Source organism: Streptomyces sp. NPDC059816, assembly GCF_042732055.1.
Classification (GTDB): domain Bacteria; phylum Actinomycetota; class Actinomycetes; order Streptomycetales; family Streptomycetaceae; genus Streptomyces.
In genome coordinates, this window is sequence record NZ_JBHWIQ010000001.1 from 1 (window position 1) to 13,355 (window position 13,355).

12 protein-coding genes are annotated in these 13,355 nt (G+C 72.4%); 3 read left to right on the forward strand and 9 right to left on the reverse strand.

Annotated features, from left to right (window positions below):
• Positions 1-329, forward strand: a 329-nt coding sequence (locus ACFV88_RS00005; protein ID WP_385484009.1) for a hypothetical protein, incomplete at its 5' end; no start/stop codon positions are given.
• A gap of 207 nt (positions 330-536) precedes the next feature.
• Here the strand turns inward: ACFV88_RS00005 and ACFV88_RS00010 are convergent.
• On the reverse strand, positions 537-1,562 hold the full coding sequence (locus ACFV88_RS00010; RefSeq protein ID WP_385484011.1) for a transcriptional regulator: 1,026 nt from the start codon (positions 1,560-1,562) through the stop codon (positions 537-539).
• A 102-nt stretch (positions 1,563-1,664) separates the two neighbouring features.
• Between ACFV88_RS00010 and ACFV88_RS00015 the strand changes: the two genes are divergently transcribed.
• Positions 1,665-2,909: an MFS transporter gene (locus tag ACFV88_RS00015; protein ID WP_385484013.1), complete on the forward strand. Its 1,245-nt coding sequence runs from the start codon at positions 1,665-1,667 to the stop codon at positions 2,907-2,909.
• Between the two features lie 144 nt (positions 2,910-3,053).
• On the opposite strand, the gene proC is transcribed toward ACFV88_RS00015, so the two are convergent.
• From proC to ACFV88_RS00035, 4 genes are all read right to left on the reverse strand, one after another.
• On the reverse strand, positions 3,054-3,866 hold the full coding sequence (gene proC, locus ACFV88_RS00020) for a pyrroline-5-carboxylate reductase (RefSeq protein WP_385484016.1): 813 nt from the start codon (positions 3,864-3,866) through the stop codon (positions 3,054-3,056).
• 89 nt (positions 3,867-3,955) lie between these two features.
• Positions 3,956-4,693, reverse strand: a complete 738-nt coding sequence (locus ACFV88_RS00025) for an ABC transporter permease (RefSeq protein ID WP_385484019.1) — start codon at positions 4,691-4,693, stop codon at positions 3,956-3,958.
• A gap of 32 nt (positions 4,694-4,725) precedes the next feature.
• Positions 4,726-5,496, reverse strand: coding sequence for an ABC transporter ATP-binding protein (locus ACFV88_RS00030; protein WP_385484022.1), 771 nt, complete (start codon positions 5,494-5,496; stop codon positions 4,726-4,728).
• 60 nt (positions 5,497-5,556) lie between these two features.
• Positions 5,557-6,042, reverse strand: a complete 486-nt coding sequence (locus ACFV88_RS00035; RefSeq protein ID WP_385484025.1) for an EamA/RhaT family transporter — start codon at positions 6,040-6,042, stop codon at positions 5,557-5,559.
• Between the two features lie 514 nt (positions 6,043-6,556).
• Here ACFV88_RS00035 and ACFV88_RS00040 point away from each other — a divergent pair.
• A complete protein-coding gene (locus ACFV88_RS00040; protein WP_385484028.1) occupies positions 6,557-8,878 on the forward strand; it encodes a PQQ-binding-like beta-propeller repeat protein in 2,322 nt (773 codons plus the stop codon).
• A gap of 76 nt (positions 8,879-8,954) precedes the next feature.
• Here the strand turns inward: ACFV88_RS00040 and ACFV88_RS00045 are convergent, their stop codons facing one another.
• From ACFV88_RS00045 to ACFV88_RS00060, 4 genes are all read right to left on the reverse strand, one after another.
• Entirely contained in the window at positions 8,955-9,275 is a 321-nt protein-coding gene (locus tag ACFV88_RS00045; protein ID WP_385484030.1) for an SH3 domain-containing protein, read from the reverse strand.
• Between the two features lie 229 nt (positions 9,276-9,504).
• Positions 9,505-11,355 (reverse strand): dihydroxy-acid dehydratase, encoded by a 1,851-nt coding sequence (gene ilvD / locus ACFV88_RS00050; protein ID WP_385484032.1) that lies wholly within the window; start codon positions 11,353-11,355, stop codon positions 9,505-9,507.
• A 363-nt stretch (positions 11,356-11,718) separates the two neighbouring features.
• The gene (locus tag ACFV88_RS00055) at positions 11,719-12,435 is read right to left on the reverse strand and encodes a TetR family transcriptional regulator (RefSeq protein ID WP_385484034.1); all 717 of its coding nucleotides are present in this window, start codon (positions 12,433-12,435) and stop codon (positions 11,719-11,721) included.
• Positions 12,432-13,298: a sugar phosphate isomerase/epimerase family protein gene (locus tag ACFV88_RS00060; protein ID WP_385484036.1), complete on the reverse strand. Its 867-nt coding sequence runs from the start codon at positions 13,296-13,298 to the stop codon at positions 12,432-12,434. Before ACFV88_RS00060 ends, ACFV88_RS00055 begins: the two co-directional genes overlap by 4 nt.
• Positions 13,299-13,355 lie beyond the last annotated feature (57 nt).

The window sequence follows — 13,355 nt, forward strand, 5'->3', positions numbered from 1 at the left end:
CAAAGGAACCTCATCACCAAACCGTACGGTCCAGTGACGGGGTATCAACATATCTGGCGTTGACTTTTGGCACGCTGTTGAGTTCTCAAGGAACGGACGCTTCCTTTGTACTCACTCCAGCCATTCGGCTGAGGCTTTCCTCCGGGCGCTTCCCTTCGGTGTTTCCGACTCTATCAGATCTTTCCGATCCGATTTCCTCGGTGCTTTCCGGGAGAACGCTTTTCGGCGTTTTCCTTTCCGGCGATTCTGACTCTATCAGACTCTTTCAGGGCCTGACCCCCAGTCAGCGGGGTTTGTCTTTGCGGCTGTTGGGCCGTTCCGACGAGTGAGACTTTAGCGGACTCCTTGCCGTCCCGCTAATCGGGACTGCGCTCTTATCGAACGCGGATTCCTCATTCCGAAAAACACATGCGAAGAGACCGATGACGGATCATCGCTACTTGATGGGTTGAGACGGAATGGCTGTCCGGGGACCGACCGGAGTCGACGCTCACGTCGGACAGCTCGGAGAACATTACGTACGGGGTCGAGGAGTGTCAAATCCGGGGAGGGGAGCTGCTGCCGTCGGTCTGGACGTCGACCAGGGCGTCGGCGAGGGGGGTCCGGTAGTAGAGGACCGAGCGGCCCGCCCGGCGGCGTTCCAGGAGGCGGGCGTCGAGGAGCACCTTGAGGTGGCGACCCACGGTGCCGAGGGCCTGGCCGGTCAGGGCGACCAGGTGCGTGGTGCTCTTGGGGGTGTCGAGCAGGGTGAGGACGTGGGCACGTACCGGGCCCAGGAGGCGGACCAGGGCGGCGGGTACGGGAGCGGTTCCGTCGCCGCCGGGGTGGGACGGCGTGAGGAGCGAGCCGGTGCAGGGATAGGTGACGGCGTGGGTGCGGTCGCTCCAGGAGACCCAGCCGTGGTCGGTGGTGACGGGGACGAAGAGGAGCTGGGTCCCGGTGAGGTCGCGGGGCGGGTACTCGTACACGTTGATCTGGAGGCGGCCGGCGCCGAGCCAGCGCATTCCGGGACGCAGACCGTTCAGCGCGGTGGCCCAGCCGCCCCGGGTGAGCTGTTGGAGGCGGGCGATGACGTCGGCTTCGAGGACGCCGCGGCGATGCGGCCAGGTGGGGAGGACGGTTCGGGTCCAGACCCAGTGCAGCAGGTCGGCGGTGCGTTCGGGCAGGTCGGGGCGGTCGAGGGTGGGGGGCAGGGGGCCGGGGATGGAGCGGGTGAGGTGGGCGCGGGCCGCTACGGGGTTTGCGCTGCGGACGTCGTCCAGTTCGGTCTCGAAGGTGCTCGTCGCCTCGTCGGTCGGGGTGTGTTCGCCGGTCGGGGCGGGGGTGAGGAAGTCGGCGAGCCAGTAGCGGCCGAGGGCGGCCCGGACCAGATGGGCGGTGACGGGGTCGGCGGCGAGGCGGGACCGGTAGGCGGGGCGGTGGGCGGCGAGCCAGGCGCGGTCGCCGGGGTGCGTGGCGGTGCCGCGTTCCAGGCTCATCAGCGCGGCGGTGGTCTCGCTGAGCGGGGAGACCACGAAACGGCTCGCGGCCAGGGTGTCCGTGGTGACGTGCCACCAGCCCATGGGTGCTTGCTCCTCGGTCGCGCGGTGCTCGGTTCGAGGGTGTCGTTTCGCCCGGGTGCGAAAGAGTAAGGGTTGCGGGGAGGGGCTGCCCAGACTCCGGGGATGCGGACCTATCGGGAGTTGTTCGGGGCGCCGGAGTTCGCGCCCTTGTTCTGGAGCACCACCTTGAACACGGCGGCGGCGACGGTGAGCGGGCTGGCGTTGGGGGTGCTGGTCTACGGGGCGACGGGCTCCCCGTTGCTGGCGGCGCTGAGCATGTTCGGGGCGTCGTTGGCGCAGGTGGTGGGGGCCGTGTTCCTGATGTCGGCGGCGGACCGGGTGCCGCCGCGGGGCGCGTTGGTGGGGGTGGCCGCGCTGTTCGGGGTGGGGACGGCGGTGCAGGCCGTGCCGGGGATGCCGGTGTGGGCGGTGTTCGTGGTGCTGTCGGGGTTGGGGACGGCTGCGGCGCTGGGCGGCGGGGTGCGGTACGGGTTGTTGAACGAGATCCTCGCGCGGGACGGGTTCCTGCTGGGGCGGTCGGTGCTGAACATGGTCACCGGGCTGGCGCAGGTCGTCGGTTTCGCGGCGGGCGGGGTGTTGGTGACGGTGCTGTCGCCGCGCGGGACGTTGCTGTTGGGGGCGGTGCTGTACCTGGGGTCGGCGGTGGTGGCGCGGTGCGGGTTGCGGGCGCGGGCGCCGCGGGTGGCGGGGCGGGCTTCGGTGGCCGAGACGTGGCGGACGAACCGGTTCCTGTGGTCGTCGCGGGCCCGCCGGTGCACGTACCTCGCGCTGTGGCTGCCGAACGGGTTGGTCGTGGGGTGCGAGGCGTTGTTCGTCCCGTACGACCCGGGCCGTGCGGGGTGGCTGTTCGCGTGCGCGGCGCTGGGGATGTTCGTGGGGGACGCGGTGACCGGGCGGTGGGTGCCGCCCCGGTGGCGGACGCGGATCGACCTGCCGTTGCGGTTGTTGCTGGCGGTGCCGTACGCGGTGTTCCTGTTCGGGCCGCCGTTCGCGGTGGCCTTGGTGGCGGTGCTGGTGGCGTCCGTGGGCTTCGCGGCGACGCTGTTGTTGCAGGAGCGGCTGATGGCGCTGACCCCGGAGACGATGAGCGGGCAGGCTCTGGGACTGCACGGGGCGGGGATGATGACGGCGCAGGGTGTGTGCGCGGGGCTCGCGGGGGCCCTGGCCGAGTGGACTTCGCCGGCCGTCGCGATGGGGGTGTTGGCCTCGGCGTCGGTGGTGGTGACGGTGGCCCTGGTGCCGGGTCTGCGCGGGAGCCCGGGCGGGGCCGGGGCTCCGGGTGACACGCAGGGTGCGGGTGGTGCCGCGGGGGCCGGGGCGCGGGTGGCCGGTGACGGGGTCGGCTGACGGGGTGGTGGTCGGCCGCCGTCGCGGCGCCGACTCGTGGGGGCGCCGGGGTGGTGGGCCGTCTCGTGGGGGCCCGGGGGCGACGGTCGGCCGGTCGGGGGGGGTGACCCGGGGCGGGACCTGCTGTTCAGGGGTGCTCGGTGATCAGGTGCTGGTGCCGGAGGCGAGTTCGCGGCTGCGGTCGCGGGCCGCTTCGAGGGCGGCGATCAGGGCGGCGCGCACTCCGTGGTTCTCCAGCTCGCGGATGGCGTTGATCGTCGTACCGGCGGGTGAGGTGACGTTCTCGCGGAGCTTGACGGGGTGTTCGCCGCTGTCGCGGAGCATCACGGCGGCGCCGATCGCGGCCTGCACGATCAGGTCGTGGGCCTTGTCGCGGGGCAGCCCGAGGAGGATGCCCGCATCGGTCATCGCCTCGACCAGGTAGTAGAAGTACGCGGGTCCGGAGCCGGAGAGGGCCGTGGCCGCGTCCTGCTGGCTCTCGGGGACGCGGAGCGTCTTGCCCACCGCGCCGAAGATCTCCTCGGTGTGCGCGAGGTGCTGCGCGGTGGCGTGGGTGCCGGCAGAGATCACGGACATCGCCTCGTCCACCAGGGCGGGGGTGTTCGTCATGACGCGGACCACGGGGGTGCCCTCGGGGAGGCGCTCCTCGAAGAAGGTGGTCGGGATGCCCGCGGCGCCGCTGATCACCAGCCGGTCCGCGGGCAGGTGGGGGGCGAGTTCTTCGAGGAGGGCGCCCATGTCCTGGGGCTTCACCGTCAGGATCAGGGTGTCGGCGCTCTTGGCGGCCTCCTGGTTGCTGACGGGGGTGACTCCGTAACGGGTCCGGAGTTCTTCGGCGCGTTCCGGGCGGCGGGCCGTGACGAGGAGGTCGGCGGGCGGCCAGCCGGACCGGATGACGCCGCTGAGCAGGGCCTCGCCGATCTTTCCGGTGCCGAGGACTGCGACTTTCTGGGGCATGACGGGGCCTTCCGCAGGGTCGTTCGTTGCCGGTCATCCTCGCAGAGGGGGTGCGGCGGGCCGTGTCGAGGAGGTCGGCGGGTGGTCCGTCAGTCGGTGCGGCGGCGGAGGGTCGCCGCGCCGAGGGCGAGGACGAGGAGGGCGCATCCGGCGACGACGCCGACGTCCCGGACGAAGGCGTCGGTGACCTCAGGGTGCCTCAGGACCTCGTTCATGCCGTCGACCGCGTAGGACATGGGGAGCACCTGGGAGACGGCCTCCAGGACGGGTTGCATCTCCGTGCGGGGGGCGAACAGTCCGCACAGCAGGAGCTGGGGGAAGATCACGGCCGGCATGAACTGGACGGCCTGGAACTCGGACGCCGCGAACGCCGAGACGAACAGGCCGAGCGCGGTGCCGAGCAGGGCGTCGAGGAGCGCGACGAGCAGCAACAGCCAGGCGGAGCCGACCACGTCGAGCCCCAGGACCCACAGGGCGAGACCGGTGGCGAGGGCGGACTGCACGACGGCGACGGCGCCGAAGGCGAGGGCGTAACCCGCGATGAGGTCGGCCTTGGCCATGGGCATCGCGAGGAGCCGTTCGAGGGTGCCGGAGGTGCGCTCGCGCAGGGTCGCGATGGAGGTCACCAGGAACATGGTGATCAGCGGGAAGATGCCCAGGAGTGCGGCTCCGATGGAGTCGAAGGTGCGGGGGCTGGCGTCGAAGACGTAGCGGAGCAGGAACAGCATCAGGCAGGGCACCAGCAGCATCAGGGCGATCGACCGGCGGTCGTGGCGGAGTTGGCGCAGGACGCGGGCTGCGGTGGCGCGCGTGCGGTGGATGTTCACGGGGCTCACTCTCCGTGGGTGGCGGGGCCGGGTCAGGGGGCGGGGGCCGGGACGGCGGGGTCGACCAGGGCGAGGAAGGCGGCTTCGGCGGAGTCAGTGCCGGTCTGCTGGCGCAGGGCCGCGGGGGTGTCGTCGGCGAGGAGGTGGCCGTCGCGCATGAGGAGGAGGCGGTGGCAGCGTTCGGCCTCGTCCATCACGTGGGAGGAGACCAGGATCGTGACGCGGCGTTCGGTGGCGAGTCGGTGGAAGAGGTCCCACAGGTCGCGGCGGAGCACGGGGTCGAGGCCGACGGTCGGTTCGTCGAGGACGAGCAGCTCCGGGGTGCCGAGGAGGGCCACGGCGAGCGAGACCCGGCTGCGTTGGCCGCCGGAGAGCCGGCCTGCGAGGTCGTCGGCGTGCGAGGTGAGGGCGACGTCGGCGAGGGCGCGGGCGACGTGTTGGCGGCGGCGTTCGGCCGAGGAGGGGGCGGGGTCGAGGACGGCTGCGAAGTAGTCGAGGTTCTGGCGGACGCTCAGGTCGTCGTAGACGGACGGGGCCTGGGTGACGTAGCCGACGCGGGGGCGCAGTGGTGGGGCGCCGGCGGGGTGGCCCAGGACGTCGAGGGTGCCGGTGACCTTGGCCTGGGTGCCGACGACGGCCCGCATCAGGGTGGACTTGCCGCAGCCCGAGGGGCCGAGGAGGCCGGTGATCTGGCCGCGGGGGACGGTGAAGGTGAGGTCGTGCAGAACGGTGCGGGTGCCCCGGACGACCCGGAGGGATTCTGCGCGGACGGCGGGGAGCTCCTTCCCGCTTTTATTCATCATGTGATGAATAGTGCTCCTGGCGGTGGCGCCCGTCAAGCGCTACGGCCGGCTTGGAGGTGCTCAGGTGCGCCGGCGCTTGGCCGGATGGCCCGCCCGGCGTGCGGTGCGGCGTTCGTACTGGGCGCGCTGCGCCTCGTACTGCGCGCGCAGTCGCCTTTCGCCGGGGGCCTCGGTGAGGGAGCGCAGGAAGTACGCCAGCAGGCCGCCGAGGAATCCGATGGTCCGCACGCCGCGTCCCGCGGAGGGGTCGGCGGCCCGGGGCGGGGCCTGGGTGAAGCCGTCCCAGGTGCGGCGGAAGGCGAGCGCCGAGCAGACCGTGAACATCAGGATGACCGTCACGTTCACGAAGGGGCCCACTCGTGCGGCGGCCATTCCTTCGTAGGCGAAGCGCAGGACGAGGGCGCCGGCTGCTGTGGCGGCGAGGGCGGCGGTGGTCGCGGTGATGCGGCGGGCCGCGTAGTGCTGGTCGTGGTGCAGCCAGGCGGTGCCGAAGAAGGGGAGGGTGGCGGGCTGGGGGCCCGCGGGTGGTGTCGGGGGCTCGCTCACGGGGTGAGTATCCCGTGCGGTGCGCTGCGCGTGCGGTGTCCCGTGCGGTGCGTTGTGGTTTTGCGCAGTTCCCCGCGCCCCCTATCGGGTGCGACCCGCTGCGCGTGCGGTGTCCCGTGCCGTGCGCTGCGGCTTTGCGCAGTTCCCCGCGCCCCCTATCGGGTGCGACCCGCTGCGCGTGTGCTGTTTCGTGCCGTCGGCAGGGTGGGCCCCGATAGGGGCGCGGGGAACTGCGCGACACCGGGTCGGACGCCGACCGAACAGCGCACCCCGGGCTGGACGCACCAAGGGGCGCGGGGAACTGCGCACCCCCAGCGCACCGCGCAGAACCACGCAGGTCGAGGGGAACGTACCGAAGGGGCGCGGGGAACTGCGCGGAGGGGGAGGCTACTGGTGGGTATGGGTGGGGAAATGCTGCGTGGCCACCGTGCCGTCACCCGTACGGACCCGGCGACCCGCTACTTTGTTCACTGGTGGTGGGATCTGTTGGCCGTGGACGGATGAGGTGGGAGTCGTGCAGCTCCGGGGCGGGGACCCTGAGGAGATCGGCGGCTACCCGGTGGAGGCGCGCCTCGGTTCCGGAGGCATGGGCACCGTCTTCCTGGCCCGTACCGCATCGGGCCGTCCGGTCGCGATCAAACTCATTCACCAACACTTCGCAGGTGACGAGGAGTTCCGCATCCGCTTCCGCCAGGAGGTGTCCGCGGCCCGTCGGGTGAGCGGAGTGTTCACGGCGGCCGTCGTGGACGCCGACCCGGAGGCGCTGCGGCCCTGGATGGCGACCGCGTACATCTCCGGTCCCACGCTCGCCCAGCGGATCGCCGACGAGGGGACGCTGTTCGGCCCCGAACTGCGCACGCTCGCCATCGGGCTGGCCGAGGCGCTGCGCGAGATCCACCGGGCGGGAGTGATCCACCGGGACCTGAAGCCGTCGAACGTGGTCCTCTCCCCCGACGGGCCGCGGGTCATCGACTTCGGCATCTCCCGCGCGTCGGGCAACCAGACCCTCACGATGACCGGGCGGGTGATAGGGACCCCGCCCTTCATGTCGCCGGAACAGTTGCAGACGCCGCGGGCGGTCGGGCCCGAGTCCGACGTGTTCTCGCTGGCGACGCTCCTGGTGTTCGCCGCGACCGGGCAGGGCCCCTTCGACGCGGACAGCCCGTACATGACCGCGTACCAGGTGGTGCACGAGCCGCCCGATCTGAGTGCGGTGCCCGCGGTGCTGCGGGAGGTGGTGGAGCCGTGCCTGACCAAGGTGGCGAAGGGGCGGCCGTCCGCCCACGAGTTGTTGGTGGCGTTGCGCGGGCTCCCCGAGGACCTGGGGTCGTCGTCCGCGCCGATGGCGGAGTTGAAGACCTTGCCGGGGACCCGGCGGGCGGACGTTCCCGGTCCGCCGGACGGATGGGACCTCGGGTCCGTCGCCGACGGCGCCCCGGGTGCGGCACCGGGTTCGGGCCCGGGCGATGACGTTTCCGGTCCCGGTGCCGCCTCCGGTTCCGGTCGGCGGCGGGCGCCCCGCAAGCGCCGCCGGTTCCTGGGCGCGGGCGTCGTCACCGCACTGGCCGCCGCGGTGGTCGTCGCCGGGGTGGCGGTGCTCGGATCGGGCGGCGGGGACCGACCGGAGGCGGGCGGGGGGCGCGAGGCGCCGGCCCGGGGTCAGGGGTTCAGCGGGAGTGCGGCGCCGCTGCCCGCCGGGTTCGCACCGTGGCGCAAGACCGTGCGCGGAGGACAGCAGCTCGGTGACGAACTGCGCTGTGCGACGGCCGACGGGGACGACCTGTTCTGCGGGGGCGGCGGCGTGGTGGCCGCCCGGCTGCGCGCCTCCGACGGCAGGGTGCTGTGGCGCAAGACGTATCCGGGCGTCCCCATGCAGGGACTGCACCTGATCGGGGTGACCGGGGGCTCCGGCAAGGGCCTCGCGGGCCGTACCGTCCTCGGTTACCACCTGCCCAAGGCGGGCTCCGAACGCACCGAGGTGGTCGCGCTCGACGCGGCGAGCGGCGAGGAGCTGTGGCGGACCCGGGTCGGCACCAAGGCCACGTACCTGCTGCGGGAGCCGCAGCACGCGGTGCTGACCGGGTCCACCGTGCTGACGGTGGACCCGGGGTCCACCCGGTTCGAGGCGCGTTCGGCGCGCGACGGACGGCTGTCCTGGACGACTCCGCTGCCCAGCGGTTCGTGGTGCGCGCCCTTCCCGGCGGGCGGGAAGGCGTACGCGATGTGCGCCCCGTCGACGCAGGTCACGCTGGGCCGCCCGGCCGAGGTGGGGTTCCACACCCTGGACCCGAAGGGCGGCGCGCTGGGGCGGGCGGTCACCGCGGACGGCGCGTTGCGGCCGGTGGGCGCGCTCGGCGGCGGCAGGCTGCTGCTGGTGCGGGAGGCGGCGGGTGCTGCGGAGACGGGCTTCTCGCAGGTGGTCCGGCTGGACATGGCCACCGGTCGCCGGGAGGCCGATCGGCTCCGCGGGTACGGGGGTGCGGTGCCGGGCTTCGCGGACGGCACGCTCTACTTCACCTCGCCCACCGGGGAGGTGAGCGCGGTCGACCCGGGAACGGGACGGCGCAAGTGGCACACGCGGACCGCCGCGGAGTGGGCCTCGACCCCGCTCGCCGCGGACGGGGTGCTGTACGTGGGGTCGGCGACCGGCCGGGTCACCGCGCTGGACGCGCGGAAGGGTGCCGAGCTGTGGTCGACGGCCCCGCACGCCCAGAGCCCGGGCGGGTTCACCGGTTCGAGCCCCCGGCTCACCCTGGTGGGTCGGGTGCTGGTGGCGGCTGCCGCAGACAACACCCTGTCGGCCTTCGATCTGGCGCAGCCGCCCCGGATTCCGTGAGGCGGTGCGCAACGGGCGGTGCCCCTGCCGCGGAGCCACGCTCCGCGGCAGGGGCACCGTCAGTGGTCGGACCGGGTCAGGGGCATTCCGGACGGACGAAGCCGTCGTTGCCCGTCTGGACGTAGGCGTCGGACACGTAGCGTCCGTTGCCGATCTTGTCCCAGATGTTGGTGGTGCCGAGGGGCCCGGTGATCGTGGTGCCGCGCTTCTGGCAGGTGATCGAGACCCGGGTGCCGCCCGCGATCTGGACCACCACCGGGTACGAGAGGCCGGGGCCGCTGCGCGCGTTCACCGTGGCCACCACGAGATAGGTGGTGGCCCTCGCGGCCTGGGCGGCGACGGTGTCGCCGTCCACCTGATCGGGACCGGCGCCGAGTGTCGTGATCTTTTCGCTCATGTGTTCCTCCCCCGAGGAGCGTGACGGGTGGTTCCGGCCACGCACGGCAGGGCCGCACGTACCGGTGATCCCTCCCCCTGACTGGTGCCCACCCATGTGGGACACATAAGAAGACGCCCCTCACGGGTGCGTAGTTGCACCGTGAGGGGCGTAAGTCTCCCGGGATTTTCGGGGGATTCCCGTGACGCCCGGGAGACGCAGCGTGCGCCCCGCCGGACGGCCCGGCGGTTCAGCCCAGCTTGCTCACATCGCGCACGGCGCCCTTGTCGGCGCTGGTCGCCATCGCCGCGTAGGCGCGCAGCGCGGCCGAGACCTTGCGCTCGCGCTGCTTCGGCTCGTACACGCCACCGAGTGCTTCGCGCCGTTCGGCGAGCGTGTCCTCGTCCACCAGGAGGTCGATCCCGCGGTTCGGGATGTCGATGCGGATGCGGTCGCCGTCTTGGACCAGGGCGATCGTGCCGCCGGAGGCCGCCTCGGGGGAGGCGTGGCCGATGGACAGGCCTGAGGTGCCGCCGGAGAAGCGGCCGTCGGTGACCAGGGCGCACACCTTGCCCAGGCCGCGGCCCTTCAGGAACGAGGTCGGGTAGAGCATCTCCTGCATGCCGGGGCCGCCACGGGGGCCCTCGTAGCGGATGACGACGACGTCGCCGGCCTTGATCTCCTTGCGGAGGATCTTGTCGACGGCCTCGTCCTGGGACTCGCAGACCACGGCCGGGCCCTCGAACGTCCAGATGGACTCGTCCACGCCCGCGGTCTTCACGACGCAGCCGTCGACGGCGAGGTTGCCCTTCAGGACGGCGAGGCCGCCGTCCTGGGAGTAGGCGTGCTCGACGTCGCGGATGCAGCCGTGGGCGGCGTCGGTGTCCAGGGTGTCCCAGCGTTCGGACTGGGAGAACGCCTCGGCGGAGCGCCGGCAGCCGGGGGCCGCGTGCCAGAGTTCGACGGCCTCATCGGAGGCGCTGCCGCTGCGGACGTCCCAGTCGTCGAGCCACTGCTTGATGGACGGGGAGTGCACGGTGTGGACGTCCTCGTTGAGGAGTCCGCCCCGGTACAGCTCGCCGAGGATCGCGGGGATGCCGCCGGCGCGGTGCACGTCCTCCATGTAGTACGTGGTGGTGGGCGCGACGTTCGGGGCGATCTTGGCCAGGCAGGGGACCCGGCGGGAGACGGCGTCCATGTCGGCGAGGCCGTATTCCAGCTCGGCCTCCTGGGCGGCGGCCAGCAGGTGGAGGATCGTGTTGGTGGAGCCGCCCATCGCGATGTCGAGCGCCATGGCGTTCTCGAACGCGGCGTGGGTGGCGATGTTGCGGGGCAGGACCGAGTCGTCGTCCTGCTCGTAGTAGCGGCGGGCCAGCTCGACCACCGTGGCGCCGGCGCGCTCGTAGAGGGCGCGGCGGGCGGTGTGGGTGGCGAGGACGGAGCCGTTGCCGGGCAGGGAGAGCCCGATCGCCTCGGTGAGGCAGTTCATCGAGTTGGCGGTGAACATGCCGGAACACGAGCCGCAGGTGGGGCAGGCGTTCTCCTCGATGCGGAGGATGTCCTCGTCGGAGATGCTCTCGTCGACGGCGTCGGCGATGGCGTTGACCAGGTCGAGCTTGCGGACCGTGCCGTCGACCAGGGTGGCCTGGCCGGCCTCCATGGGGCCGCCGGAGACGAAGATCGTGGGGATGTTGAGGCGGAGCGCCGCCATCAGCATGCCGGGGGTGATCTTGTCGCAGTTGGAGATGCAGATGAGGGCGTCGGCGCAGTGGGCCTCCACCATGTACTCGACGCTGTCGGCGATCAGGTCGCGGGAGGGCAGCGAGTAGAGCATGCCGCCGTGGCCCATGGCGATGCCGTCGTCCACGGCGATGGTGTTGAACTCGCGCGGGACGGCCCCGGCGGCCTTGATCGCCTCGCTGACGATCCGACCCACGGGCTGGAGGTGGGTGTGGCCGGGGACGAACTCGGTGAAGGAGTTGGCGACCGCGATGATCGGCTTGCCGATGTCCTCGCTGGCTACCCCGGAGGCGCGCATCAGGGCGCGGGCACCTGCCATGTTGCGGCCGTGGGTGACAGTGCGGGACCTCAGCTCGGGCATCGTCGCTCGCTCCTTCTGGGTGGCTCCGCGCGCGGCTGCGCGGGGCCGGTCAAGGCAGGTATGGCTGTGCCGAGCCTACGCCGGCCCTCCAAGATCCGGACAGGAGTTTCCGGAATGTGAGACGGATATCTCGGAGGTCGAACGAGCCGGCCAGCACCGAACCGATCGTCGGTACGGCCTCTCACCTGCGTGTACGGGGCTACGGGCGCCGCAACGGGTGGGCGGCTGCGCGGTCCGCGCCGGATCGTGCGCCGGGGTGCGTACGGGGCGGGGTGTGCTCCCGGGCGCACGGTCCGTGCCGCCGGGCGGGCGTCCGGTGCGGAAGGGTGGTTCCGTACGGAAGGGTCCGGTACGGAAAGTGTGTCACGTGCGGGACGTGGGTCCCGTACCGGTCGGGTCCGCCCCGGGGTCCAGGCCGGGGTCCAGGCCGCCCGGGTCCGTCCCGGCGGTCGCGGGCGGCACCGGTGGTGCGGGCTCGGTCAGGTAGCGCTGGAGGGTGGGCGCGACCATCGTCACGATCTCCTCCGGGTCGGCGCTCGCCATCGGCTCCACCTGGATCACGTACCGCAGGATCGCGATGCCGATCATGTGCGAGGCGGCCAGCTCTGCGCGGAACCGTGGATCGGGCACGTCGAGTTCCCGGGCGATGCGCTCCAGCAGCTGCCGCAGCACGAAACTCCGCAGGACCTTGGCGGCGGCCTCGTGGGTGAGGGCGGAGCGGACCACCGCGAGCATCGGGGCCCGGGTCGTCGGGTTCTCCCAGATGCCGAGGAAGTGCCGGGCCAGCCGCTCGCCGATGCCCTCGCTGCCCGCGCCGAGCACCGAGGCGACCGTCACCGCCGGCTCCAGGGAGACCTCGATGGCCGCGGCGAAGACCTCGTCCTTCGTACCGAAGTAGTGGTGCACCAGCGCCGGGTCGACCCCGGCGGCCTTGGCGATCTGGCGTACGGACGTCTTGTCGTAGCCGCGGGCCGAGAACTCTTCGCGGGCCGTGCGCAGGATCAGTTCCCGGGTGTCCGGGCCGTGCGCGGCCTCACCGCGGGAGGGGCGGCCCCGACGGCGCGGGGTGGCGGAGGTCACGGGCGGTGCACCCCCCGGTGCGGGGCCGGGGCACCGGGGTCCACGGCGCCGGGGTCCGGGACGCGGGCGAGGTGGCGGCGGGCGAAGGCCAGCGCCTCGGCGAGGTCGGCCTCGCGTTCGGCGCTGGACATCGCACGCCGCGTGTTGACCTCGACGACCACATGGCCGTCGAAGCCGCTGCTCGTCAGGCGCTCCAGGAACGCGGCGCACGGCTGGTCACCGCGGCCGGGCACCAGGTGTTCGTCCTTGGCGGAGCCGAAGCTGTCGGCGAGGTGCACGTGCCCCAGCCGCCCGCCCATCCGGTCGGCCATCACCAGGGCGTCGGAACGGGAGGTCGCCGCGTGGCTGAGGTCCAGCGTGAAGTGCGGGTAGTCCTCCTTGGTGACGTCCCAGTCGGGGGCGTAGGCGAGCGCCTCGCGGTCGCGGTAGCGCCAGGGGTACATGTTCTCCACGGCGAACCGGACGTCCGTCTCGTCGGCCATCCGCTGCACGCCCCGGACGAAGTCACGGGCGTACTGGCGCTGCCAGCGGAAGGGCGGGTGCACCACGACGGTCGCGGCGCCGAGGCGCTCGGCGGCGGCCCTGGCCCGCTGGAGCTTGGTCCACGGGTCGGTGGACCACACCCGCTGGGTGATCAGCAGACAGGGCGCGTGCACCGCGAGGACGGGCACCCCGTAGTGGTCCGACAGCCGGCGCAGCGCCTCCACGTCCTGGCTGACCGGGTCGTTCCACACCATGACCTCGACGCCGTCGTAGCCGAGGCGCGCGGCGACCTCGAAGGCCGTCGCCGTCGACTCCGGATAGACCGAGGCCGTCGACAGGGCGACCTTCGCGTCCAAAACGCGCGCCTTCTGTTCTGCCACGAGCACAGCGTACGGGGGTCCGGAACCGTCCGGGGCGCCCTCGGGGTTCCGGGCCCG